25 protein-coding genes and 1 tRNA gene are annotated in these 23,850 nt (G+C 71.4%); 18 read left to right on the forward strand and 8 right to left on the reverse strand.

Features of this window, described 5'->3' with window-relative positions; all coding sequences use genetic code 11:
- Nucleotides 1-82: 82 nt before the first annotated feature.
- Nucleotides 83-388, reverse strand: a complete 306-nt coding sequence (locus tag CUT44_RS27430) for a hypothetical protein (RefSeq protein WP_199185857.1) — start codon at nucleotides 386-388, stop codon at nucleotides 83-85.
- 348 nt (nucleotides 389-736) lie between these two features.
- Between CUT44_RS27430 and CUT44_RS27435 the strand changes: the two genes are divergently transcribed.
- Both CUT44_RS27435 and CUT44_RS27440 read left to right on the forward strand, forming a co-directional pair.
- A complete protein-coding gene (locus CUT44_RS27435; protein WP_100204668.1) occupies nucleotides 737-3,118 on the forward strand; it encodes an immune inhibitor A domain-containing protein in 2,382 nt (793 codons plus the stop codon).
- Nucleotides 3,119-3,351: 233 nt separating this feature from the next.
- A complete protein-coding gene (locus CUT44_RS27440; RefSeq protein ID WP_100204669.1) occupies nucleotides 3,352-3,660 on the forward strand; it encodes a hypothetical protein in 309 nt (102 codons plus the stop codon).
- 191 nt (nucleotides 3,661-3,851) lie between these two features.
- Here the strand turns inward: CUT44_RS27440 and CUT44_RS27445 are convergent, their stop codons facing one another.
- Nucleotides 3,852-4,445, reverse strand: a complete 594-nt coding sequence (locus tag CUT44_RS27445) for an isochorismatase family protein (RefSeq protein WP_100204670.1) — start codon at nucleotides 4,443-4,445, stop codon at nucleotides 3,852-3,854.
- A gap of 173 nt (nucleotides 4,446-4,618) precedes the next feature.
- Nucleotides 4,619-5,947 carry a nicotinate phosphoribosyltransferase gene (locus tag CUT44_RS27450; protein ID WP_100204671.1) on the reverse strand — a complete coding sequence of 443 codons (1,329 nt, stop codon included), beginning with the start codon at nucleotides 5,945-5,947 and terminating at the stop codon, nucleotides 4,619-4,621.
- Between the two features lie 365 nt (nucleotides 5,948-6,312).
- On the opposite strand from CUT44_RS27450, the gene clpS reads away from it, so the two are divergent.
- The 8 genes from clpS (at nucleotide 6,313) to CUT44_RS27485 (ending at nucleotide 12,364) form a co-directional block, all read left to right on the forward strand.
- Nucleotides 6,313-6,615, forward strand: a complete 303-nt coding sequence (gene clpS / locus CUT44_RS27455) for an ATP-dependent Clp protease adapter ClpS (RefSeq protein ID WP_100205221.1) — start codon at nucleotides 6,313-6,315, stop codon at nucleotides 6,613-6,615.
- Nucleotides 6,615-7,223 carry a DUF2017 domain-containing protein gene (locus CUT44_RS27460; RefSeq protein WP_100204672.1) on the forward strand — a complete coding sequence of 203 codons (609 nt, stop codon included), beginning with the start codon at nucleotides 6,615-6,617 and terminating at the stop codon, nucleotides 7,221-7,223. Before clpS ends, CUT44_RS27460 begins: the two co-directional genes overlap by 1 nt.
- A 407-nt stretch (nucleotides 7,224-7,630) precedes the next feature.
- Complete coding sequence (locus CUT44_RS27465; RefSeq protein WP_100204673.1) at nucleotides 7,631-9,193, forward strand: alanine/glycine:cation symporter family protein; 1,563 nt, start codon at nucleotides 7,631-7,633, stop codon at nucleotides 9,191-9,193.
- A 164-nt stretch (nucleotides 9,194-9,357) separates the two neighbouring features.
- Nucleotides 9,358-9,789 carry a Mov34/MPN/PAD-1 family protein gene (locus CUT44_RS27470; protein ID WP_100205222.1) on the forward strand — a complete coding sequence of 144 codons (432 nt, stop codon included), beginning with the start codon at nucleotides 9,358-9,360 and terminating at the stop codon, nucleotides 9,787-9,789.
- A gap of 113 nt (nucleotides 9,790-9,902) precedes the next feature.
- Nucleotides 9,903-10,061: a putative leader peptide gene (locus CUT44_RS33650; RefSeq protein ID WP_199185858.1), complete on the forward strand. Its 159-nt coding sequence runs from the start codon at nucleotides 9,903-9,905 to the stop codon at nucleotides 10,059-10,061.
- A 93-nt stretch (nucleotides 10,062-10,154) separates the two neighbouring features.
- The gene (locus CUT44_RS27475) at nucleotides 10,155-10,433 is read left to right on the forward strand and encodes a MoaD/ThiS family protein (protein ID WP_100204674.1); all 279 of its coding nucleotides are present in this window, start codon (nucleotides 10,155-10,157) and stop codon (nucleotides 10,431-10,433) included.
- On the forward strand, nucleotides 10,433-11,383 hold the full coding sequence (locus tag CUT44_RS27480; protein WP_100204675.1) for a PLP-dependent cysteine synthase family protein: 951 nt from the start codon (nucleotides 10,433-10,435) through the stop codon (nucleotides 11,381-11,383). Before CUT44_RS27475 ends, CUT44_RS27480 begins: the two co-directional genes overlap by 1 nt.
- A gap of 210 nt (nucleotides 11,384-11,593) precedes the next feature.
- Nucleotides 11,594-12,364: an MBL fold metallo-hydrolase gene (locus CUT44_RS27485; RefSeq protein WP_100204676.1), complete on the forward strand. Its 771-nt coding sequence runs from the start codon at nucleotides 11,594-11,596 to the stop codon at nucleotides 12,362-12,364.
- 372 nt (nucleotides 12,365-12,736) lie between these two features.
- On the opposite strand, the gene CUT44_RS27490 is transcribed toward CUT44_RS27485, so the two are convergent.
- Complete coding sequence (locus tag CUT44_RS27490; RefSeq protein ID WP_100204677.1) at nucleotides 12,737-14,023, reverse strand: PTS transporter subunit EIIC; 1,287 nt, start codon at nucleotides 14,021-14,023, stop codon at nucleotides 12,737-12,739.
- Nucleotides 14,024-14,315: 292 nt separating this feature from the next.
- On the opposite strand from CUT44_RS27490, the gene CUT44_RS27495 reads away from it, so the two are divergent.
- The 4 genes from CUT44_RS27495 to rdgB all read left to right on the forward strand — a co-directional run bounded on the left by CUT44_RS27495 (nucleotide 14,316) and on the right by rdgB (nucleotide 16,582).
- Nucleotides 14,316-14,549: a glucose PTS transporter subunit EIIB gene (locus CUT44_RS27495; protein WP_100204678.1), complete on the forward strand. Its 234-nt coding sequence runs from the start codon at nucleotides 14,316-14,318 to the stop codon at nucleotides 14,547-14,549.
- Nucleotides 14,550-14,635: 86 nt separating this feature from the next.
- Nucleotides 14,636-15,373, forward strand: a complete 738-nt coding sequence (rph, locus tag CUT44_RS27500; protein ID WP_100204679.1) for a ribonuclease PH — start codon at nucleotides 14,636-14,638, stop codon at nucleotides 15,371-15,373.
- Nucleotides 15,374-15,504: 131 nt separating this feature from the next.
- The gene (locus CUT44_RS27505) at nucleotides 15,505-15,894 is read left to right on the forward strand and encodes a hypothetical protein (RefSeq protein ID WP_100204680.1); all 390 of its coding nucleotides are present in this window, start codon (nucleotides 15,505-15,507) and stop codon (nucleotides 15,892-15,894) included.
- Nucleotides 15,895-15,976: 82 nt separating this feature from the next.
- Nucleotides 15,977-16,582: an RdgB/HAM1 family non-canonical purine NTP pyrophosphatase gene (rdgB, locus tag CUT44_RS27510; RefSeq protein ID WP_100204681.1), complete on the forward strand. Its 606-nt coding sequence runs from the start codon at nucleotides 15,977-15,979 to the stop codon at nucleotides 16,580-16,582.
- Between the two features lie 109 nt (nucleotides 16,583-16,691).
- Here the strand turns inward: rdgB and CUT44_RS27515 are convergent.
- The 3 genes from CUT44_RS27515 to bcp all read right to left on the reverse strand — a co-directional run bounded on the left by CUT44_RS27515 (nucleotide 16,692) and on the right by bcp (nucleotide 18,441).
- Nucleotides 16,692-16,778: transfer RNA gene (locus CUT44_RS27515), tRNA-Leu, on the reverse strand.
- A 52-nt stretch (nucleotides 16,779-16,830) separates the two neighbouring features.
- The gene (locus CUT44_RS27520) at nucleotides 16,831-17,832 is read right to left on the reverse strand and encodes an HNH endonuclease signature motif containing protein (protein WP_100204682.1); all 1,002 of its coding nucleotides are present in this window, start codon (nucleotides 17,830-17,832) and stop codon (nucleotides 16,831-16,833) included.
- A gap of 141 nt (nucleotides 17,833-17,973) precedes the next feature.
- Nucleotides 17,974-18,441 carry a thioredoxin-dependent thiol peroxidase gene (gene bcp / locus CUT44_RS27525; RefSeq protein WP_100204683.1) on the reverse strand — a complete coding sequence of 156 codons (468 nt, stop codon included), beginning with the start codon at nucleotides 18,439-18,441 and terminating at the stop codon, nucleotides 17,974-17,976.
- Nucleotides 18,442-18,632: 191 nt separating this feature from the next.
- Between bcp and CUT44_RS27530 the strand changes: the two genes are divergently transcribed.
- Together CUT44_RS27530 and CUT44_RS27535 are read left to right on the forward strand one after the other, a co-directional pair.
- A complete protein-coding gene (locus CUT44_RS27530) occupies nucleotides 18,633-18,959 on the forward strand; it encodes a DUF3618 domain-containing protein (protein WP_100204684.1) in 327 nt (108 codons plus the stop codon).
- Nucleotides 18,960-19,035: 76 nt separating this feature from the next.
- Entirely contained in the window at nucleotides 19,036-19,338 is a 303-nt protein-coding gene (locus tag CUT44_RS27535) for a GroES family chaperonin (RefSeq protein ID WP_093655608.1), read from the forward strand.
- Between the two features lie 115 nt (nucleotides 19,339-19,453).
- On the opposite strand, the gene CUT44_RS27540 is transcribed toward CUT44_RS27535, so the two are convergent.
- On the reverse strand, nucleotides 19,454-21,913 hold the full coding sequence (locus CUT44_RS27540) for a transglycosylase domain-containing protein (RefSeq protein ID WP_100204685.1): 2,460 nt from the start codon (nucleotides 21,911-21,913) through the stop codon (nucleotides 19,454-19,456).
- 282 nt (nucleotides 21,914-22,195) lie between these two features.
- Here CUT44_RS27540 and CUT44_RS27545 point away from each other — a divergent pair, with 282 nt between their 5' ends.
- Nucleotides 22,196-23,005 carry an ABC transporter permease gene (locus tag CUT44_RS27545; RefSeq protein WP_100204686.1) on the forward strand — a complete coding sequence of 270 codons (810 nt, stop codon included), beginning with the start codon at nucleotides 22,196-22,198 and terminating at the stop codon, nucleotides 23,003-23,005.
- Nucleotides 23,006-23,081: 76 nt separating this feature from the next.
- Nucleotides 23,082-23,846 (forward strand): ABC transporter permease, encoded by a 765-nt coding sequence (locus CUT44_RS27550; protein ID WP_100205223.1) that lies wholly within the window; start codon nucleotides 23,082-23,084, stop codon nucleotides 23,844-23,846.
- Nucleotides 23,847-23,850: the final 4 nt, after the last annotated feature.

The following is a 23,850-nucleotide window of genomic DNA, read 5'->3' on the forward strand; positions in this document are numbered from 1 at the left end:
GACTCGGGCCATGAGCAGACGACAGCCGTGCCTCGCCGGCCCCGGCGGCCGGGGCGGAGGCGGAACGGCTCCCGTACGGCGGTCAGCGGTGCAGCGAGGGCTGCGGCACCCGCTGCCCGCTCCCGCTGTCACCGGTCCCGCTGTCACCGGTCCCGGCGCGGACGGGGCCGCGCTGGGCGGGGAGGCTCCCCGCCGCCGGGCGGCCGCGGTCCGCCGGCCGCCGGACGGGAAGGGCGACCGCGACGAGCAGTCCGAGCGCGAGCGCCGCGGTCGCGACGACCGTGACCCCGGTACCCGAACGTGTCTGCGTCACCAGCAGCAGCGCGAGTGCGGAGAGGATGACGGTGGCCGAACCACAGGCCAGTTGGGCGGGATTCGGACGCGGCATGGCGGAATCCGTCCTCGGGGTCGGGGGAGGGCGTGGAACGACGGTGTCGCGGTCCGTCGAACGACTCTACGATGCCGGATGCCCTTATGTGATACCCCGTAAGCGTGACCTGACCCACTGTCGCCGCCGGAGCGGTGCACAGGGGGCGCACAGGGTCGCACGGCGGCTCCGGTCCTGACCCGAGGTCAGCTCCAGGCGTCCGGAATCCGTAACTGGACGGTCGGACACCGTACTTCTGTGGCGTGTTCAAAACAAGGTCTGTTTTTTCGGCCGCCGCTCATGTCGAATGCCTCCACACGTGTGCACCCGCACGTGTCCTATGGCCATGCATGGGGAGGGCAATACCTAGTGAAGAGCCAACGGAGGACCACCAGATCCGCCGCACTGGCCACGACGGTCGCCGTCGTCGGAGCGACCTTTCTGACCGCCGGCACCGCCCACGCCAGCGAAGGCGCCCCGTCGGACGGCCGTGAACCGGCCGCGGCGGGCGCCAGTGACCACGCCGAGGACGAGGGTCACAAGCACGGCAAGGGTGACAACGGCAGGCATGTGGCCCACGATCTGCCCGGCCCGCTCACCAAGAAGCAGCGCACCCAGCGCCTCGCGGCCCTGGAACGGCTGGCCTCCGGCCAGAAGCCCGTGACCAGGAACGGCACCAAGGTCATGAAGCTCGGCGCCGAGAAGTACGTCGAGATGGAGCAGACGAAGACCGACAAGATCTTCACCATCCTGATCGAGTTCGGCGACAAGGTCGACCCGGAGTACGGCGGCACCCCCGGCCCGCTCCACAACCGGATAGCCGAGCCCGACCGGGCGAAGGACAACACCACCCTGTGGAAGGAGGACTTCGACAGGGAGCACTTCGAGGAGATCTACTTCGGGGACGGCGAGGGCTCGCTCAAGAGCTACTACGAGGCCCAGTCCTCCGGTAAGTACTCCGTGGACGGCATGGTCTCCGACTGGGTCAAGGTCGACTACAACGAGGCCCGGTACGGCAACAACGCCTGCGGCGACAACGTCTGCGACACGGTCTGGGACGCGGTCCGCGACGGCGTGAACCAGTGGGTCGCCGACCAGCAGGCCGCCGGCCGCAGCGGCGACGAGATCGCGAAGCAGCTCGCCGAGTACGACCTGTGGGACCGCTACGACTTCGACGGCGACGGCGACTTCAACGAGTCCGACGGCTACATCGACCACTTCCAGTTCGTCCACGCGGGCGAGGACGAGTCGGCCGGCGGCGGCGCGCAGGGCGAGGACGCCATCTGGGCCCACCGCTGGTACGCCTACGGCACCGACTACGGCAGCACCGGCCCGGAGTTCAACAGGGCGGGCGGCACCGAGATCGGCGACACCGGCATCTGGGTCGGCGACTACACCGTCCAGCCCGAGAACGGCGGCCTGGGCGTCTTCGCCCACGAGTACGGCCACGACCTCGGCCTGCCGGACCTGTACGACACCGCCGGCGGCGAGAACTCCACCGGCTTCTGGACGCTGATGTCCTCCGGCTCCTGGCTGAACAAGGGCAAGGACGCCATCGGCGACTGGGCCGGCGAGATGACCGCCTGGGACAAGCTGTCGCTGGGCTGGCTGGACTACGAGGAGGCCAAGGCCGCCACGAAGTCCCTGCACCGGCTGGGTGTCTCCACCAAGCAGGGGAAGAACCCGCAGGCGCTGCTGGTCGAACTGCCCGAGAAGGAGGTCACCACCGAGGTCGTGGAGCCGGCCGCGGGCAGCATGCAGTGGTGGAGCGGCAGCGGTGACGACCTGCGCAACTCCCTGACCCGCACCGTCGACCTGACCGGGGCGTCCACCGCCTCGCTCGACCTCAGGGGCTGGTGGGAGATCGAGAAGGGGTACGACTACCTCTACACCCAGGTCTCCACCGACGACGGCGCCACCTGGACCGCCCTGGACGGCACCGCGAACGGCGAGCCGATCGGGCGCGACGCGTCCGACACCCCGGCGCTGGACGGCGAGTCCGGCGGCTGGGTGGACCTGTCCTTCCCGCTGGACGCCTACGCGGGCCAGGAGATCCAGCTCCGCTTCCACTACCGCACCGACGGCGGTGTGGCGGAGATGGGCTTCGCGGCCGACGAGATCACCCTCACCGCCGACGGCGAGACGCTCCTCGCCGACGGAGCCGAGGACGGCGAGGGCGGCTGGACCGCGGACGGCTTCTCCCGCATCGGAGCCTCGTTCACCGAGTCCTACCCGCAGTACTACATCGCCGAGAACCGGCAGTACGTCTCGTACGACAAGACCCTGAAGACCGGCCCGTACAACTTCGGCTGGCTGGAGGACCGCCCGGACTGGGTGGAGCGCTTCTCGTACCAGAACGGCCTGCTGATCTGGCTGTGGGACACCTCGCAGCTGGACAACAACACCAGCGCCCACCCGGGTGAGGGCCTGATCCTGCCGGTCGACGCCCACCCGAAGGCGGAGAAGTGGTCGGACGGGACGCTGATGCGCAACCGCATCCAGTCCTACGACTCCACCTTCAGCCGGTACCCGACGCGCGGGATGACCCTCCACAAGGAGGGCGAGGCGAAGAAGATCAGGTGGAAGGCGGGCGTTCCCGTCTTCGACGACCGCCGGGGCGAGTACTGGGACGCGGACAACCCGGGCGGCAGCGTGAAGGTGCCCGACACCAACACCCGCATCTCGATCGTCGGCCAGCCGCTGAACGGCAAGACGATCACCGTCCGGGTCGGCCCCTCCAGCAGGCGCTGACACCTCCGGACGGCGACGGTCGGCGACAGTCTGCGACAGTCGGTGACGGTCAACGGTAGGAAGTGCTGTTTCCGCAGGTCACCGCGGAGATGAACGACACGGTCGGCCGTCGCCCCCTGGCGGGCGGCGGCCGACCGCGCCGAGAATGCGCATAGGGTGCGCACTGCGCGTGCCGCGCGCTCCGCGTGCACGGGCATCCTGGTGACACGAGGTACGGCGGGGGAGTGGTGAGAATGGCGGGAGGCTGGGTCCGGCTGCCGGACGGCAGCGTGGTGGTGGCGCTCTCGGTGCCGCGCCCCGGAGGGCCGGGGCAGCGGGTCCGCTTCCTGGTCCGCGCCGCCAACCGCGCCCGCGCCCTGACCAGGCTGCGGAACCTGGGGCTGCGCGCGGTCTACCTGCGCGGCAACACCGAGCCGCCCACCCCGGACGAGGTCAGCGCCGTGCTGCACCATCCCGACGGACTGGTCTGGCGTCCGGCACCGCACACCGAGACGGACTTCTGGCGGCCCGTGGGCGCCCTGCGGCGGGCCGCCGCAGGGTAGCGGCCCCGGGCCCGGGCGGGCGCGTCCCGCACGGGGCGACGACCGGGCCGGCCGCCGCGCCCCTGCCGCGGCGGAGGCCGGGCAGGACGGCCGGTGAGCCGCTCCACGGCGGCACCGGGACGCTGCGCGCCGCCGCGCCGCCGGACTCCGGCACCGCCACGGCCGCGGGTACGGCCGCGGGCCCCGGGTCCTCAGGCCCCCCGGACCACCGGCTCGCCGGTGAGTTCCACCTCCGCCGCCCGCAGCTCCTCCAGCGCCCGCCCGGTCGATCCCGCCGCCACCCCGGCCGTCAGCCCCAGCAGCACCCGGGTGCGGAAGCCCTCGCGGGCCGCGTCCAGGGCGGTCGCCCGGACGCAGTGGTCGGTGGCGATGCCGACCACGTCCACCTCGGTGACCTCCCGGGAGCGCAGCCACTCGGCGAGGGGCACGCCGTTCTCGTCCGCACCCTCGAAGCCGCTGTAGGCCGCGGCGTACGCGCCCTTGTCGAAGACCGCGTCGATCGAGCCGGAGGCGACGGCCGGGGCGAAGTTCGGGTGGAAGCCCACGCCCTCGGTGCCGGCCACGCAGTGCGCCGGCCAGGAGTGCTCGAAGTCGGGTGCGGCCGAGAAGTGGCCGCCCGGGTCGACGTGGTGGTCGCGGGTCGCCACGACATGCCGGTATCCGGCGGTCGTCTGCCCGATCAGGTCGGTGATGGCCGCGGCCACGTCGGCGCCTCCCGCGACCGCGAGGCTGCCGCCCTCACAGAAGTCGTTCTGGACGTCTACGACGATCAGTGCCCGGTGCATGGTGCACACCTTTCGGCTGGGGTCGGGGCCGGGGTTCCGGCCGGGGCTGGGGGTTCGGCCGGGACCCGGCTCGGATTCGGCCGGGTTCGGCCGGGGTCTGCGGTGCGGATGGTGCGGGCGGACGTGTCCGACCTTAGACACTCGGCGCCCGCGGCGGGAGTGCCGCGTGGCGCTCAGACGTACTCGGTGGGCAGGACCGGCTCGCCGCGCGAGAGCTGGGTCGCCGACAGCGGCAGCCCGTCCCGCGCCCGCACATGCCGCTCGCGGGCGGCCTCCAGCGGCTCGCGCGCCACGATCTCGCCGCCGCGGATCAGGTCCACCGGCAGCAGCCGGTCCGCCAGCGGCGCGGGCACCTCCCCGGTGCCGACGACCTCGGCCTCCGCCACCCCGTGCGCGTCCGGCCGCCGTGCCGCCCACTTCACACCGCCGACCGACAGCTTCCCGCCCATCGACTTCTTGGCCACCGGCCGCAGCGGCGCGTCCGGGTCGCCGGAGTCGGCGCGGGCCACCAGCTTGTAGACCATCGAGGCGGTCGGGTGGCCGCTGCCGGTGACCAGCTGGGTGCCCACCCCGTAGGCGTCCACCGGGGCGGCGGCGAGCGAGGCGATGGCGTACTCGTCCAGGTCGCTGGTCACGACGATCCGCGTGTCGCGCGCGCCCAGCTCGTCGAGCTGCTGCCGCACCCGGTGGGCGAGCAGCAGCAGGTCGCCGGAGTCGATGCGCACCGCGCCCAGCCCCGGCCCGGCGACCTCCACGGCCGTGCGGACGGCCTCGGTCACGTCGTAGGTGTCCACCAGGAGCGTGGTGCCGCGGCCCATGGACTCCACCTGGGCGGTGAAGGCGTCCCGCTCGGTGTCGTGCAGCAGGGTGAAGGCGTGGGCGCTGGTGCCGACGGTGGGGATGTCGTAGCGGTAGCCGGCGGCCAGGTCGGAGGTGGAGGAGAAACCGCCGACGTACGCCGCCCGCGCCGCGGCCACCGCCGACAGCTCGTGGGTGCGCCGGGCGCCCATCTCGATCAGCGGGCGCCCCCGCGCGGCCACGGCCATCCGGGAGGCCGCGGCGGCGACGGCCGAGTCGTGGTTGAGGATCGACAGGATGACGGTCTCCAGCAGCACGCACTCGGCGAAGGTGCCGCTGACCCGCATGATCGGCGAACCGGGGAAGTACACCTCGCCCTCGGGGTACCCCTGGACGTCCCCGCGGAAGCGGTAGCCGGCGAGCCACTCCAGGGTCGGTCCGTCGACGACGCCCCGTTCGCGCAGGAAGTCCAGGATCTCCGGCTCGAAGCGGAAGTTCGCCACCGCGTCCAGCACCCGCCCGGTGCCCGCGACCACTCCGTAGCGGCGGCCCTCGGGCAGCCGGCGGGTGAAGACCTCGAAGACGGCGCGCCGGCCGGCGGTCCCGTCGCGCAGCGCGGCCTGCACCATGGTCAGCTCGTAGTGGTCGGTGAAGAGAGCCGTCGACGGCACGGTGACCGGCAGCCCCAGGTCTGCTGTGTTCATGGAACGGATGCTACCTCCAATGTCGTCAGTTTGACGATATCTGGTGGCGGGAACCTCCCCGCGCGGTGCCGGCGGGCGGCCGCGGCAGCGGGCTCGCTGGCGTGCCCGGCGGTACGCCCGGGACCGTCGTACCTCCCGCCGCCGGGCCGTTTGCGCGACCACCCGGTACGGGTGGCAGCATGGGAGGCGTGAGCGACGACACGCGCCGGATGACGACCTCCCACGTCGCGCCCGCACGGCACCGTGCCGGGGACCGCGCCGCGGGACCGGGTAGAAGGGGCGCCCCCGGCGCCGCCCCCGCCCCCGTGCCCGCGCCCCGGGCCGCCCGCGCGGCGGCGGTGCCGGTGCCGCCGGTGCCGGTGTGGGTGTCCGTCGCCCCCACCGAGGTCACCCGCCCCGCCGGGGGCGAGGCGCCCGAGGCGGTGTCCGAGCCCGACGTCCCCTGGGTCACCGTCGTCCACAACGACCCGGTCAACCTGATGAGTTACGTGACCTACGTGTTCCAGAGCTACTTCGGTTATCCGAAGGAGAAGGCCAGGAAGCTGATGATGGACGTCCACCACAAGGGCCGCGCGGTCGTCTCCAGCGGCAACCGCGAGGAGATGGAGCGCGACGTGCAGGCCATGCACGGCTACGGCCTGTGGGCGACCCTCCAGCAGGACCGCTGATGCCCGGCCTGTTCGAGCCCGCGCCCGCCGTGCCCGGCGGCGCCGCCGTCGCGCTCGACGAGATCGAGATCTCCATCCTGCGCAGTCTCACCGTCCAGCTCCTGGAGCTGATCGGCCCCGGCGGCGAACCGGCCGGCGGCGACGGCGGCGAGGTGGACCCGCTGGCCGCGCTGCTGGCCGACGGCCCCACCGAGCCCCCCGCCGACCCGGCCCTGGCCCGGCTCTTCCCGGACGCCTACGGCGGCCCCGGCGCCGAGCCGGACGAACGGGCCCGGGCCGCCGCCGCGGAGTTCCGCCGCTACACCGAGAACGACCTGCGCGCCCGCAAGCGCGAGGACGGCCTCGCCGTCGTGCGCGCCCTGGATGCCCTCACCCCCGGCGGCGACGGCGGGGCGGTGCTCACCCTCGCCCCCGGGCAGTCGCGGCAGTGGCTGGGCGCGCTCAACGACCTGCGGCTGGCGCTCGGTGTGCGGCTGGAGATCGCCGACGACAAGGACGGCGACCGGCTGTACGCCCTGCCGGACGAGGATCCGCGCAAGCCGATGGCGATGGCCTACCTGTGGCTGGGCGCCCTCCAGGAGTCGCTCGTGGAGACCCTGATGGGCTGAGCGCCCCGCGGGTGCTCCGGGAGGCCGGATCCGGTGGGTCCGGCGGGCAGCGGGGAGGGCATCCATCCCTGCCCGGGAAGGCTGATCGGTAAACACGCTGAGTCAGCATTGATGTCCGTTAGTCGGACAGGGGGATCTTTTGCGCGCATCCCATGTCCATTCTGTCGGTAAATGACGCTGCGTGATGCGACCGTAATATGGACATGTGAGCTGGGTCACACTTTACTGATAGCGCAGCGTGGTAGGAACTCCCAATCCGAAACCGCCGGGATCCGAACGTCTCCGGTGGTCCCGGATGAAGACTGCGCTCGGCCTTATTCGGACAACGGAGTTCGCGCTGTCCGACGCGTCATCCGGCAACCACCGTTGCCTCACGTCCCCGCAGCCGCACCAGCCAGAGGTACTCCATGGCAGAGAACGAATCCTGGACAGCCCGGGTCGACGAAGCGATCAGCGACTTCGTCGACCCGGTGGCCAGAGAGATCGGCGAGATCGTCTTCTACACCATCCCGCTCGGTGACACCGAGTTCCCGTGGATCGTCGGCTGGCTCGTCGTCGCCGGTCTGATCTTCACGGGCTACTTCGGCTTCGCCCAGGTCCGTCACATCGGCACAGCCTTCAAGCTGGTCCGCGGCAGGTACGACCAGAAGGACGCCCCCGGCGAGGTGAGCCACTTCCAGGCACTCACCTCCGCCGTCTCCGGCACCGTCGGCCTCGGCAACATCGCCGGTGTGGCCATCGCGGTCACCATCGGCGGCCCCGGCGCCACCTTCTGGATGATCGTCTGCGGTCTGCTCGGCATGGCCACCAAGTTCGTCGAGTGCACCCTCGGTGTGAAGTACCGCGAGGTCCACGAGGACGGCACCGTCTCCGGCGGTCCCATGCACTACCTGCGCAGGGGCATGACCGAGCGCGGACTGGGCGGCGTGGGCAAGGTGCTCGCCGCCGGCTCCGCCGTCGCGATCCTGTTCTTCACCTTCTTCGGCGGCAACCTCTTCCAGGTCAACCAGAGCCTGGAGCAGCTCCAGTCCGTCACCGGCAAGGACGACAGCGTCTTCTCCACCTCCGGCGGCGCGCTCTTCTTCGGCATCCTCATCGCCGCCCTGGTCGCCCTGGTCCTCATCGGCGGCATGCGCTCCATCGGCGCCGTCACCAGCCGGCTGGTCCCCGCCATGGCGATCATCTACGTCACCGCCTGCCTCTTCGTCATCCTGACCAACGCCGGCCAGGTGCCCGAGGCCATCGGCGACATCGTCGGCGAGGCCTTCGCCCCCGAGGGTGTGGCCGGCGGCCTCATCGGCGCACTGATCGTCGGCTTCCAGCGGGCCGCCTTCTCCAACGAGGCCGGCATCGGCTCCGCCCCCATCGCCCACGCCGCGGTCAAGACCAAGCGCCCCGCCACCGAGGGCCTGGTCGCGATGATCGAGCCGTTCATCGACACCGTCATCATCTGCACCATGACCGCGCTGACCATCGTCATCGCCAGGACCCCGAGCTGGGAGGACGCCCGCCAGGCCAGCGCCGACGGCGAGCCGATCGCCTCCGGCGTCTCGCTCACCTCCGACGCCTTCGAGAGCGCCATCTCCTGGTTCCCCTACGTCCTGGCCGTCGCGGTCATCCTCTTCGCCTTCTCCACGATCATCACCTGGAGCTACTACGGCCTGAAGGCCTGGGCGTACATCTTCGGCCGGAGCAAGGCCAGCGAGAACACCTACAAGGTGCTCTTCAGCCTCATCGTCATCACCGGCGCGCTGATGTCCCTGTCCTCCCTGGTCTCCCTGGCGGACTCCTTCCTCTTCATCGCCGCGGTGTTCAACATCGTCGGCCTGTACTTCCTGGCGCCCGTCGTCCGGAAGGAACTCCACCGGGTCCTGGACTACGTCCGGCGCCGCGACGCCGGCGAGACCGAGGAGCAGATCGACGCCGGCGAGGCCGGCGGCACCGAGGAGACCACCTCGCTCGCCAAGTGACACCCGTCACCACCTGACGGCACCCGCCGTCCGGCACGTCCCCACCGGGCGTACCGCCCAGGGCCCCGCCCGCACCGCACACCGGCGCGGACGGGGCCCTCGTCGGTCACGCGCCCCCCGGCCGCCCGCCCAACCGGTCACCGGCCCTGCCTATGCTGTGGCCCATGCTGACCATCACCCAGGAGCTGCACGACCAGATCGTCGCCCACGCCCGCCGGGACCACCCCGACGAGGCGTGCGGAGTCATCGCGGGCCCGGCCGGCAGCGACCGCCCCGAGCGCTTCATCCCCATGCTGAACGCCGCCCGCTCCCCGACGTTCTACGAGTTCGACTCCTCGGACCTGCTCAGGCTCTACCGCGAGATGGACGACCGCGACGAGGAACCCGTCGTCATCTACCACTCGCACACCGCCACCGAGGCCTACCCCTCGCGCACCGACATCGCCTACGCCAACGAGCCCGGCGCCCACTACGTGCTGGTTTCCACCGCCGAGTGCGGCAACGAGGAGGGCCCCGTCTCCTTCCGCTCCTTCCGCATCACCGACGGCGAGGTCACCGAGGAGGAGGTCCGGATCGTCCCCGCCCGCCAGGAGTGAACGACGGGCCGGGAAACGGCCGGAAGCGGCCTCCTCCCGAGGGGTGAGACAGCACGGTCCGTATCGTGACACGGCCATCGGGAACAGCGGTGGGGAATCGTTACGATGAGCCCATGGTTAACCACGACGTGAGCGACATCCACCCGGGCACGCCCCCGGGCACGCTGCTCGTGGCCCGCCTGCACGTCGACCTGTGCCGCCTCGCCAGCGCTTTGGGGCGTCCCCCGCGCAGCGTGGGGACATGTACGCGCTGCGCCACCGCCCGCGGCTGATCCCGGGCACCCGCACGCGGCCCGCCGGCCGCACCCGCGCCCCCACGCACGGCCCGCACACCCGCTTCCCGCCTCTCCCACAGGAGCCCACCCATGGCCATCGAGGTCCGCATCCCGACCATCCTCCGCACCCACACCGGCGGTCAGAAGGCCGTCGAGGGCAACGGCGGCACCCTCGCCGAGCTCATCGACGACCTGGAGACCCGCCACAGCGGCATCCGGGAGCGCCTGGTCGACGGCGGTGAGCTGCGCCGCTTCGTCAACGTCTACCTCAACGACGAGGACGTCCGCTTCCTGGACGGGATCTCCACCAAGGTCAGCGACGGCGACAACGTCACCATCCTCCCGGCGGTGGCCGGAGGCATGCGCTGATGCGCTACGACTCGCCGACCGCCGCGGTGGGCAACACCCCCCTGGTGCGCCTGCCGCGGCTCTCGCCGTCCGAGGACGTCCGCATCTGGGCCAAGCTGGAGGACCGCAACCCCACCGGCTCCATCAAGGACCGCCCGGCCCTCCACATGATCGAGCAGGCCGAGAAGGACGGCCGGCTCACCCCCGGCTGCACCATCCTGGAGCCCACCTCCGGCAACACCGGCATCTCCCTGGCCATGGCGGCCAGGCTCAAGGGCTACCGCATGGTCTGCGTCATGCCGGAGAACACCAGCTCCGAACGCCGTGAACTGCTCGCCATGTGGGGCGCCGAGATCATCCCCTCCCCGGCCGCGGGCGGCTCCAACACCGCCGTGCGCGTCGCCAAGGAGATCGCCGCCGAGCACCCCGACTGGGTCATGCTCTACCAGTACGGCAACCCCGACAACGCCGGCGCCCACTACACCGGCACCGGCCCGGAGATCTACGCCGACCTGCCCTCCGTCACCCACTTCGTCGCCGGACTGGGCACCACCGGCACCCTGATGGGCGCCGGCCGCTACCTGCGCGAGAAGGTCCCCGGCATCCAGATCGTCGCCGCCGAACCCCGCTACGACGACCTCGTGTACGGCCTGCGCAACCTCGACGAGGGCTTCGTGCCCGAGCTCTACGACGAGACCGTCCTCACCACCCGCTACTCCGTGGGCTCCGAGGACGCCGTCACCCGCACCCGCGAACTCCTCGCCCAGGAGGGCATCTTCGCCGGCGTCTCCACCGGCGCCGCCCTGCACGCCGCCATCGGCGTCGGCCGCAAGGCCGTGAAGGCGGGGGAGAACGCCGACATCGTCTTCGTCGTCGCCGACGCCGGCTGGAAGTACCTGTCCACCGGCATCTACACCGCCCCCACCACCGAGGCCGCCGTCGAGGCGCTCCAGGGCCAGCTCTGGGCCTGACCGGCCTGTGACCGGCCCGTCGGCCCGGCCGGCTGAACGGACCCGCCGGCACCCGCCGCCCTCCCGCCGCACGGGCGGCCGGGAGCGGCGGCGCGGCCGTACCCCGCGCTGGTGATTCCGCCCACAACAGGGCCCATGAAGGAGCCACCGGCCCCCCCGCGCCTTACGCTCGGGTAATCCCCTTCCCGGGCCACGGAGGTTCCTTCCCCTATGAAGCTCACCGTCGTCGGCTGCTCGGGATCGTTCCCGTCCGCGGACTCGGCCTGCTCCAGCTACCTCGTCGAGGCCGACGGCTACCGACTCCTGCTGGACATGGGCAACGGTGCCCTCGGCGAACTGCAGCGCCACTGCGGCCTCTACGACCTCGACGCCATCGCGCTCAGCCACCTCCACGCCGACCACTGCATCGACATGTGCGCGTACTTCGTGGCGCGCTACTACCGGCACGAGGGCGGACGCTGCGAGGCCATCCCGGTGTACGGGCCCAAGGGCACCGAGCAGCGGCTCACCACCGCCTACGCCGACACCCCGTCCGAGAAGTCGATGAGCGAGGTCTTCGACTTCCACGACCTCGCCCCCGCCACCGCCTTCCGGCTCGGGCCGCTGACCGTCCGGGCCGAACTGATGCGGCACCCGGTGGAGACCTACGGCTTCCGCATCGAGCACGACGGGAAGAGCATCGTCTACTCCGGCGACACCGGCCCCTGCGACGCGCTGCGCGGCCTCGCCGCGGACGCCGACCTCTTCCTGTGCGAGGCCTCCTTCACCCACGGCAAGGAGGACCTCCCCGAACTGCACCTCACCGGCCGCGAGGCGGGGGAGTGCGCCGCGGCGGCCGGCGCGGGCAGGCTGGTACTCACCCACATCCCGCCGTGGACCGACCCCCGGCACAACCTGCGCGACGCCGAGGCCGCCTTCACCGGACCGGTGGAACTGGCCCGCCCGGGAGCCGTCTACGAGCTGTCGGCTCCCCGGCCGTGAACGGACCGGGCCCGCCGGCCCGGACGGCTTCCGCGACGGGACCCGCGCGCCGACGGGACCCGGCGCCGGTACGGGCCCGGCGGCATCCGCTCGGCCGGCACCGTCCGAGCCGTGTCCCCGGCCGACCGGTCCGTGTCCCGCGGGCTCGTGGACGGACACGGAGAGCCCCCGGCCCGCCGCGCGGCCCGGGGGCGGAGAGCACGCTCCTCCCCGCAGGCGGGAAATGCCCCACCCCCCGGGTGTGAACACCCGGGGTACCTCGCGGGAACAGGCTGAACCGGGGCATCCCGGCCACGGTCACCGCGCACCACGGTCACCGCGCACCACGGTCACCGTGTGCACGGACCGCCCGGGGCCGGGGCCCCGGGCCCCTCAGGCCCGGTACTGGGCCTTCTCCTGCTCGGCGGTCTCCTCCGCCGGCTCCCGCCCCGGCGTCGGCAGGTCGAACCTGACGATCGCGAAGCGGAAGACGGCGTAGTACACCACCGCGAAGCACAGCCCCAGCACCACCAGCAGCCACGGCCTGGACGCGATCCCCAGATTCAGCACGAAGTCGATCGCACCCGCCGAGAAACCGAAACCGTCCCGCGCCCCCAGCGCCCAGCTCAACGCCATCGAGACACCCGTCAGCAGCGCGTGGAACACGTACAGCAGCGGCGCGACGAACATGAACGCGAACTCGATCGGCTCCGTCACCCCGGTGACGAAGGCCGTCAGCGCCACCGAGAACATCATCCCGCCCACCACCTTGCGCCGCTCCGGCCGGGCGCAGTGGTAGATCGCCAGACAGGCCGCGGGCAGCGCGAACATCATGATCGGGAAGAAACCCGTCATGAACTGCCCCGCCGTCGGATCCCCGTGCAGGAAACGCGCGATGTCCCCCTCGTGGCGGACCCCGCCCTCCTCGTAGGAACCGGCCTGGAACCACGGGAAGGAGTTCAGCAGATGGTGCATGCCGACCGGGATCAGCGCCCGGTTGGCCACCCCGAACACCCCCGCCCCCAGCGCCCCCGACCCCACCAGCCACTCCCCGAAACCATGGATGGCGGCTCCCAGCACCGGCCACGCGTAACCGAAGACGATCCCCAGACCGAGCCCCGCGAAGGACGCCAGGATCGGCACCAGCCGCCGGCCGCCGAAGAACCCCAGCCAGTCCGGCAGCTTCGTGCGGTGGTACCGCTGGTAGAGCAGCGCGGTGACCAGCCCCATCACCACGCCCCCCAGCACCCCCGCGTCCGCCGGCTGCGCGACACCGTCCTGCGGCGGCAGACTGGGATCACTGAAAGCCGCCATCACCTGCCGGAAGACCAGATAGCCCACCACGGCCGCCAGCCCCGTGGAACCGTCCGACCGCCTGGCGAAACCCACCGCGATACCGACGGCGAACAGCAGCGGCAGATTGTCCAGCAGCGCCCCGCCGCCCGCCGCCAGGAACTCGGCGACCCGGTTGACGGCAGCCGGGAAACCCTCCCGGCCCAGCATGTCCTCGTACCCCAGACGGACCATCAGGGCCGCCGCGGGCAGCGTCGCGATCGGCAGCATCAGACTGCGGCCGACGCGCTGGGCCACCGCCATCACCCCGGAACCGCGGCTCCTCCGGCCGGCGCTCCCGGCATCCCCGGCGTCCCCGGCGTCCGCCGGAGCACTGGCTGTGGACATCCGATCCTCCCCTGAGCGCCGCACGACCGGCACACCGACGACTGGGCGAAAAGTGCACAACACTATTAACACGGACATCTCCCCTCGGCGGGACGTGAGGGGCGCCGGGCGCGACACCGGCCGTGGAGAGCCCCGGAATGCAGTACCCGGCGCGCGGAAGCCCGCAGGCGCCCTCGCGCGAAGCGGCATACCGTGGGTTAATGTGCCAATCCGGTCGACGAGGGCACCCGATGCCATGACCACCGGCGCCACGACCACCGGCCGGCAGCGGCCACGAGGAGGGCGAGAGAACATGGCCAGCAAGGCGGAGAACATCGTCGCCGGACTCGGCGGCCTCGACAACATCGTCGAGATCGAGGGCTGCGTCACCCGGCTCCGCACCGAGGTCGAGAACCCCTCCCTCATCGACGAGACCGCCCTCAAGGCGGCAGGCGCCCACGGCGTCGTCAGGATGGGCACCGCCGTCCAGGTCGTCATCGGCACCGACGCCGACCCCGTCGCCGCCGAGATCGAGGACATGATGTAGCCGGCCGGCCCCACCGCCCCGGCCCCACCACACCAACCGCACCGTTCCGGAACGGCGCCTCCGTTTGTGCGACTAGGCTCGGCGGCATGTCTCGCATCGACGGCCGCACACCCGAACAGCTCCGCCCCGTCACCATCGAACGCGGCTGGAGCAAACACGCCGAGGGCTCCGTCCTCGTCTCCTTCGGCGACACCAAGGTCCTCTGCACCGCCAGCGTCACCGAAGGCGTACCGCGCTGGCGCAAGGGCAGCGGCGAGGGCTGGATCACCGCCGAATACGCCATGCTGCCCCGCTCCACCAACACCCGCGGCGACCGCGAGGCCGTCCGCGGCCGCATCGGCGGACGCACCCACGAGATCTCCCGCCTCATCGGCCGCTCACTGCGCGCCGTGGTCAACCTCAAGGCACTCGGCGAGAACACCGTCGTCCTCGACTGCGACGTCCTCCAGGCCGACGGCGGCACCCGCACCGCCGCCATCACCGGCGCCTACGTCGCCCTCGCCGACGCCATCGCCTGGGCCGTCGACCGCAAACTCGTCAAGCCCAAGGCCAAACCCCTCGACGGCACCGTCTCCGCCGTCAGCGTCGGCATCGTCGACGGCGTCCCCCTCCTCGACCTCTGCTACGAGGAGGACGTCCGCGCGGAGACCGACATGAACGTCGTCTGCACCGGAGGCGGCCGCTTCGTCGAGGTCCAGGGCACCGCCGAGGGCACCCCCTTCACCCGCGCCGAACTCGACAGCCTCCTCGACCTCGCCGTCGCCGGCTGCGCCCAGCTCGACGGCGTACAGCGCCGGGCACTGGGCGCGATCGAGACGGCGTGAGACGGCGGCCCGGAACTTTGCGAGCCCTTTACGCGTCATAGCAGGCACGGGCCGTACGGGTCGAGCCGTACGGCCCGTCCAGGCCCCCGGCAGGTCCACCCGGACCGGCCCAGGAAACCGAAAGGGAGCCCATGCGCCGCCAGCCCGTGCGCCGGACAGCACTCGCCGCCCTCACCCCCGTGGCCCTCGCCCTCCCCCTGCTGGGCTGCAGCGCCGTCGAGAACGCGCTGGACTGCGCCAACACCGCCGTGGTCGTCGTCGACAGCGCCGACGCGCTCCAGCAGGCCGTCAACGACGGCGTCGAGAACCCGGCCGAGGTCGACCGCTCCCTGGACCGCATCGACGAGAACCTCGACAAGATCCTCGACAGCACCGACAACCCCGACATCGGCAAGGTCGCCGAAGACCTCCAGCAGGCCGTGGACAACGCCCGGACCTCCGTCGACCAGGGCAAGGTGCCCGACGTCGCCCCCATCGCCGGCGCCGCCGACGAACTCACCCAGGTCTGCTCGCCGGGCTGACGCGCCCGCCGGTCCGCCGCCCCGTCAGAAGGGCGGGGCGGCCGAAGGGATGGGCCCGGCCGGACCGGGATAATCGTTCCCCATGAGCCAGCGCCTGATCCTCGCCACCCGCAACACCCACAAGGTCCGCGAACTGGAGGCCATCCTCTCCGCCGCCGGACTGGACCTCGCCCTGGTCGGCGCCGACGCCTACCCCGAGGTCCCGGACGTGAAGGAGACCGGCACCACCTTCGCCGAGAACGCCCTCCTCAAGGCCCGCACCCTCGCCCAGGCCACCGGAGTCCCCGCCGTCGCCGACGACTCCGGCCTGTGCGTCGACATCCTCGGCGGCGCGCCCGGCATCTTCTCCGCCCGCTGGTGCGGACGGCACGGCGACGACAAGGCCAACCTCGACCTCCTCCTCGCCCAGCTCGCCGACATCGAAGACCCGCACCGCACCGCCCACTTCGCCTGCGCCGCGGCCCTGGCCCTGCCCGACGGCACCGAACGCGCCGTCGAGGGCCGCCTCCCCGGCACCCTCCGCCGCACCCCCGCCGGCAGCGGCGGCTTCGGCTACGACCCGGTCCTCCAGCCCGACGGCGAGCGGCGCACCTGCGCGGAGCTCAGCCCGGAGGAGAAGAACGCCATCAGCCACCGGGGGCAGGCGTTCCGCGCACTGGCGCCGGTGATCAGGGAGCTGCTGGGCTGAGGGATGCCCCCCCGGGGCCGGGTGCCGTCGACATCCGCCCACCCGCCCGATATTCCCGTGGAGAACGCCGAAGGCCCGGCTCGATGAGCCGGGCCTTCGAAACCAAGGCTGGTGCGGCCGGTGGGATTCGAACCCACACGGGATTTCTCCCACTGGGACCTAAACCCAGCATGACTGCCAGTTCCATCACGGCCGCCGGACCGCACTCATCCTACTGGGCTCCCGAGGCTCCGGCGGACGGTTCGGTTTCAGCGGGATGCTCCGAGTCCTCTCCGTCTCCGGCACCATGTGTTGGTGACCGCATGGCAGTTCGGGCACAGATAGCGCAGATTCTCGAGACGGTTGTCGTGCCAGTCTCCGTTGATGTGATCGATGTGGAGAGTCATCACGGTCTCGCGCCACTCGCCGGGGTTGCCGCAGCCGGCGCATCGGTACGGTACACCGCTCTCCTCCAGGGCTCTGCGCAGCCGGGCGTGGTTCATACGAGGGGCATCTGCAGGATGTACGCGCAGGACTTCGCCGGCGATCCGTTTCGGTCGCCTCGGGCGGATTTCACGCCGAGTACGCCGCTTGAAATGCGAGGTGTCCAATTCAAGTCGGAGTACTTGCCGGTGCACCCGCCGGTGGCTCGCGTCGTTGACCGGAAGCCCCAGGAAGCGCATGACATCGGCATAACTCGTACTGTTCGAGACAGCCGCGCGGAGCGGTGCCTCGGAAATGGTGACGCGTGCGTGAGAGAAGTGCGATACGTCGACATCCAGTTCGGCGAGCATGCGGCGCAGCGCGGCACGCGATCTGCCGTCGTCGGGGATACCAAGAGAACGCGCCAGCGATCGGACGCTGGTTGCCGAGCCGGCGGCCTTCCTTACTTCCTCGGGTGTCAGAGGCAACTCCACCCGCGAACGGTTGAGTGCCGGAAGGTGACTGGTGTCGATACCGGCGGCGGCGATACGGCGCCGGATGTGGGAGAGCGTCCCCGTCGCGGGGGCCACGCCGAGCCTGGTCACGACTTCGCGGAGGGTGGTCGAACTCGCGACGGCTTCGGCGAGCGCCGCGTCGGTGTACTTCTGCCCGGAGCTCTGTCGTTTGAAGTGGCCGGTGTCGATGCCGTATTCGGCCACGAGCCTCTGGAGGACGCGGCGTCTCCCTCCACTGGCCTTGAAGCCCAGGGTGCGCATGAGTTCGACCCATGTGGAGGAGCGGGCCACGGCGTCGGCGAGTTGTTCCCGGGTGTAGCCGGTGGTGGCCATCCCTTCCCCCTGTCACCTGGCGACCGGTCCGCGGGCGGTCGGTGGTCGTTCGGTCGTTCGTCGCGGACTCGTACTGGTCAACGAGTCCGGTGACGGACGGTTACGCCGGTCGGGTGAGGAACAGGGGGAGGGGCGCAGGGATCAGAGCGCGAGGTCCTTGATGAGCTTGGCGACATGGCCGGTGGCCCGGACGTTGTAGAGGGCCCGCTCGACCTTCCCCTCCTCGTCCACGATCACCGTGGACCGGATGACGCCCGTGACGGTCTTGCCGTACAGCTTCTTCTCGCCGAAGGCGCCGTACGCCTCCAGGACCTTCTTCTCCGGGTCACTCAGGAGGGTGACCTCCAGGTCCTCCTTCTCGCGGAACTTCGCCAGCTTCTCGGGCTTGTCGGGGGAGACGCCGATCACCTCGTAACCCGAGTCCGCGAGGAGGCCGAGGTTGTCGGTGAAGTCGCAGGCCTGCTTGGTGCAGCCCGGGGTGAGGGCGGCCGGGTAGAAGTAGACGACGACCTTGCGGCCGGCGTGGTCGGCGAGCGAGACGGGTTTCCCGTCGGCGTCGGGGAGGGTGAAGGCGGGGGCGGTGTCGCCGGGCTGGAGTCGCTCGCTCATCCGGGGCTCCTCGGTGCGGGGTGTGCGGGGGTGTACAGGCCGATGTCGTTCCGCAGCCTAGTCAGGATGTCTGGCGGGGGTGGCGTGGGGCATCGGGTGATAAGTAGCTGTCAGACTGTCGGGTAGCCGTTTTGCGGTACGGGGCAGCCCGGGTGGGGCTGATGAGACGGATGAGACAACGGAGGCGCGCGGTGTCGGAAGCCAGAACTCCCGCGGAGATCGAGTCGGACATCGTCCGCAGGCGGCAGGAGCTCGCCGAGACGCTGGACGAGCTGGCGGTGCGGGTGCACCCGAAGACGATCGCCGGTGATGTGAAGGCGCGTGCGGCCGCGACGGTGGACCGTACGGCGGGCCGGGCGTATGTCGCGGTGAACCGCACGGTGTCCGATGTACGGGCGAGGTTCACGGACGAGGAGGGCCGGCTGCGGCCGGGGCGGGTGGTGCCGGTGGCGCTGCTGGCGGTCGGGGTGGCCGGGCTGGTGGTGGTCTCGGTCCGGCGTCGGGGTCGGCGCCGGTGAGAGGCCGGAGCGCGGGCTGGGATACGGTCGTGGTGTGAGTTCCCAGACGCCCCACCACGACAAGCTGCCCATCCGGATGCTGCACGACCGGGTGCTGGTGCGTACCGACATTCCGGAGGGCGAGCGCCGTTCCTCCGGCGGCATCGTCATTCCCGCCACGGCGGCGGTCGGTCGCAGGCTGAACTGGGCCGAGGTGGTCGCCGTCGGGCAGAACGTGCGGACGGTGGAGCCCGGTGACCGGGTGCTGTTCGATCCCGCGGACCGTGCCGAGGTCGAGGTGCGGGGGGTCGCGTACGTGCTGATGCGCGAGCGTGATCTGCACGCGGTGGCGGCCGAGCGGCTGCAGGGGTCGGAGGACTCCACCGGGCTGTACCTGTAGTCGGTCCGCGGCGGTCGGCCGGGGCGCACGGCGGCTTCCGGGCCTTCCGGACGGGCGCGGGCCGGCCGCGGACGGGTGTACGTCCGCGGCCGGCCCGCGCTGTTCGGCTGTGCCGTTACGGGGTGGTGGGGCTGGGCGTGGGGCTGGGGGACTTCCGGGCGGGGCCGCTCCCGGCCTCGTCGTCCCGGGAGGTCTCCCTCTCCCTCCGCTTCTCCTCCGCCGCTGCTTCCTTCTCCTTCTTCTTCCTGTCTGCCTCCTCGGCCCTGTCCGCTTCCCTGGCCTTGTCCGCTTCCCTGTCCCTGTCGCCGGCCTTGTCGCCGTCCGGCTTCTTCTCCTCGGCCGGGTGCTTCCGGTCGGTGTCGCCGTCCTGCTTCCGCCGGTCGGTGTCGTCCCGGTCCTGCTTCTTGTCGGCTTTCTCCTTCTCCCTGTTCTTCTCGTCCTGCTCGCGGTCCTGCTCGCGGTCCTGCTCCTCGTCGTCCCCCGGGGCGGCGGCCGGGGTCGCGGAGTCGGTGTCCCGGGGGGACTGCTCCTCCGGTGCGGTGTCCTCGTCGGGGGAGGCGCTGGGTGTGGCGCCGGGCATCCTGTGTTTGCCGAGCTTGAGGTCGAACTTCTTCGCCGGGGTGCCCCGCAGGGCCTGGGCGGTGTACCGGGTCCAGGTCAGGGTGGGGAAGTCGGAGCCGTTGATGCGGGGCATTCCGGCGGCGCCGTACAGGGACTTGTGGACGCCGGTCTCGGGGTCCTGGCCCATGATGGTGACGACGGTGGCCAGGTCGGGGGTGTAGCCGGCGAACCAGGCGGCCTCGTTCTCCTCCGCGGTGCCGGTCTTGCCGGCGGCGGGGCGGCCCAGGGCGCCGGCGCGGCTGCCGGTGCCGGACTTGACGACCTCGCGCAGTACGGCGGTGGTGGAGTCGGCGGCCTGGCGGGAGACGGCCTGGGTGGTGTCGGGTTCGGGGACGGGGATGTTCTCGCCGTTGCGGGTGATCTTCGTGACGAAGGTGTGGTCGACGCGTTTGCCGTGGTTGGCGAGGGTCGCGTAGGCCTGGGCCATGTCGAGGGTGCTGGGGGTGGCGGTGCCCAGGGAGACGGAGGCGTGGGATTCGGCCATGTTGGGGGTGTTCGGGGAGAGGCCGAGGGCGACGGCGGTCTTCTTGACCTTCTCGGGGCCGACGTCGGCGCCCATCTGGGCGAAGACGGCGTTGACGGACTTCTGCATGCCCCTGGTGACGGTGATGCTGCCGAAGCTGGCGTGGTCCTGGTTGTGGGGTGCCCAGTCGGTGGGGCCGTCGGCGCCGATGACGGTGCGTCCGCTGGTGCCGTCGTAGGTGGTGTCGGGGCCGATGAGGTCGCCGCCGCGGGTCCTGGCCCGGTGGTGGACGGCGGCGGCGTAGACGATGGGCTTGAAGGTGGAGCCGGCCTGGTAGTCGCGGCGGGTGGCGTTGTTGACGTACTGCTTCGTGTAGCCGATGCCGCCGTACATGGCGACGACCTGGCCGGTGCCGGGTTCGATGGAGGTGGCGCCGGCGCGGACGTAGTGGTCGACCTCGCGTTCGTCGTCGAGGTGGGAGAGCAGTTCCTTCTCGACGGCGTCGACGAGGGCGTCCTGCCGGGCGCGGTCGATGGTGGTGGTGATCCGCAGACCGCCCCGGGCCAGTTGCCGTTTGTCGAGGATGCCGCGTTCGACGAGGTGGGTGTTGACGGCTTCGACGAGGTAGCCGCGCTGGCCGGACAGGGCCGTGGGGCGCTTGGTGGGGCGGGGTTCGGGGAATTTCATGGCGTCGCGTTCGGCGGGCTCGAGCCAGCCCTCCTCGACCATGCCGTTCAGGACGTACTGCCAGCGGGCGACGGCGCGGTCCCGGTTGTCGGGGTGGGCGGCGACGTCGTAGAGGTTGGGGGAGTTGAGGAGGGCGGCGAGGTAGGCGCCCTCGGCGGTGGTGAGTTCGGAGGCGTGCTTGTCGTAGTAGGCCTGGGCGGCGGCCTGGATGCCGTAGGAGTTGCGGCCGAAGTAGCTGGTGTTGAGGTAGCCGGTCAGGATCTCGTCCTTGCTGACCCGGTGGTCGAGCTTGAGGGCGATGAAGAGTTCCTTGGTCTTGCGGGTGAGGGTCTGCTCCTGGCCCAGGTAGTAGTTCTTGACGTACTGCTGGGTGATGGTGGAGCCGGACTGCTTGCCCTCGCCCTGGAGCATGTTCCAGCCGGCGCGGATCATGGCGGTGACGTCGATGGCCGACTGGTGGTAGAAGTTGCGGTCCTCGGCGGCGAGTACGGCCCGGCGGGTGGTCTCGGGGACGTCGTCGAGTTCCACCTTCTGCCGGTTGACCTCGCCGTCGCGGGCGAACTGGGTGCCGTCGGAGTAGAGGTAGACGTTGTTCTGGGCGGCCGCCACGGCGTTGGGGTCGGGGATGTCCACGAGCAGGTAGCCCGTGAGCAGTCCGCCGGAGGCCAGCAGGGCGGTCAGTGCGGCGGTGCCGAAGGCGATCCGTCCCTTTCTTCCGGTGGGCAGCAGCCGTTCCAGGCCGCCGCGTCGCGGGTGCTCGTCGCCGGGCGGCTCCTCGCCGGGTGGCTCCTCGCTCTCACTCATGGCCGCGGGCTCCTTGTCGGGTCCTGTCACCGTGGTGATTTGGATGATTTTGTCGGTTAAGTAGCCGTAGGACACTTTTGCATCATCTGTCGCGGTCAGCGAGGCCAGGTCACACCTGTGGCGGTGCGGAGCGGGGCGGAGGGGGTACGGCCGGGACCCGGTGGCGCCTCCAAATGGCTGGCCGGTGCCGCCTTCGGGTGGCTAAGCTCTCACGCTCCGCCACCACCCGGGAGGGCGAAGAGACCCGGGAGCCGCCGCCGACGACGCCCGGGGGGCCGTTCAGTGCGTGTCGCACGTCTCTGTCTCGCGGTCGCGGGCGGTGGTTTCCGCCGTCATGCCACCTATCGGGTGGCGACCGCCGCCGGGGTGTTCACCAACACCGTCTTCGGTTTCATCCTCTCCGCCACCTTCATCGCGCTGTGGAACGAGCGGCCCGCGCTGGGCGGTTACGACCAGGCGCAGGCGCTGACGTTCGTGTGGACGGGGCAGGCGCTGCTGGCGGCGCTGGCGCTGATGGGCGGGGGATTCCAGGAGGAGCTCCAGGAGCGCATCCGTTCGGGTGATGTGGTGGTGGATCTGTACCGCCCGGTGGATCTCCAGTTGTGGTGGCTGGCGACGGATCTGGGGCGGGCGGCGTTCCAGGTGCTGGGGCGGGGGGTGGTGCCGATGACCTGCGGGGCGCTGGTCTTCCCGCTGGCGCTGCCGGCCGATCCGCTGGTGTGGGCGGCGTTCGGGCTGTCGGTGCTGCTGGGCCTGCTGGTGGGCTTCGCGGTGCGCTATCTGGTGGCGCTGGCCGCGTTCTGGCTGCTGGACGGCTCGGGGGTGAATCTGATCAGCGCGCTGCTGTGCGTGTTCCTGTCGGGGCAGTTGCTGCCGCTGACGGTGTTCCCCGGTGGGTTCGGCGAGGTGGTGCGGGTGCTGCCGTGGGCGGCGATGCTCCAGGTGCCGGCCGATGTCCTGCTGGGGGAGCACCGGGGGGTGTCCCTGGTGGCGGCGCTGGCGTTCCAGGGCTGCTGGGCGGCGGTGCTGCTGGCGCTGGGCCGGGTGGTGCAGTCGGCCGCCACGCGCAGGGTGGTGGTGCAGGGTGGCTGAGGACGTACGGTCCGGCCGGTGGGGGCGGCCGGGCCTGCTGTGGACGGGTGCGCGGGCGTACGGCCTGATCGTGGCGATGTGGGTGCGCTCGACGATGGCCTACCGGGCGTCCTTCGCGCTGATGGCGGTCGGGAACCTGCTGGTGACCGGCCTGGAGTTCGTCAGCGTGATGATCATGTTCTCGCATGTCGACGTGCTCGCCGGGTTCTCCTTCGCGGAGGTGGCGTTCCTGTACGGGACGGCGGGGGTCGCGTTCGGGACCGCCGACCTGCTGCTGGGCTCGCTGCAGCGGATCGGTTCCCGGGTGCGGGACGGGACGGTGGACACGCTGCTGGTCCGTCCGGCACCGGTGCTGGCCCAGCTGGCGGCGGACCGTTTCGCGCTGCGCCGGCTGGGGCGGGTCGCGCAGGGGCTGGGAGTGCTGGGCTGGTCGCTGACGCGGGTGGAGGTGGACTGGACGCCCGGCCGGGCGGTGCTGTTGGTGGTGACGGTGGTGAGCGGGGCGGCGATCTTCGGGGCGGTGATGGTGGCGGGGGCGGCGTTCCAGTTCTGGGCGCAGGACGCCTCGGAGGTGCAGAACGCCTTCACCTACGGCGGCAACGTCCTGCTCCAGTACCCGCCGGCGGTCTTCGCCCAGGAGCTGGTGCGCGGGGTGACGTTCGTGGTGCCGCTGGCCTTCGTGAACTGGCTGCCGGCGCTGCGGATGCTGGGCCGGGACGATCCGCTGGGGCTGCCGGGGTGGGTGGACTTCGCCTCGCCGGCGGTGGCGCTGCTGTGCTGGGTGCCGGCCGGGCTGGTGTGGCGGGCGGCGCTGCGCGGTTATCGGAGCACGGGGAGCTGACGAG

It is taken from the genome of Streptomyces carminius, assembly GCF_002794255.1.
GTDB lineage: Bacteria > Actinomycetota > Actinomycetes > Streptomycetales > Streptomycetaceae > Streptomyces > Streptomyces carminius.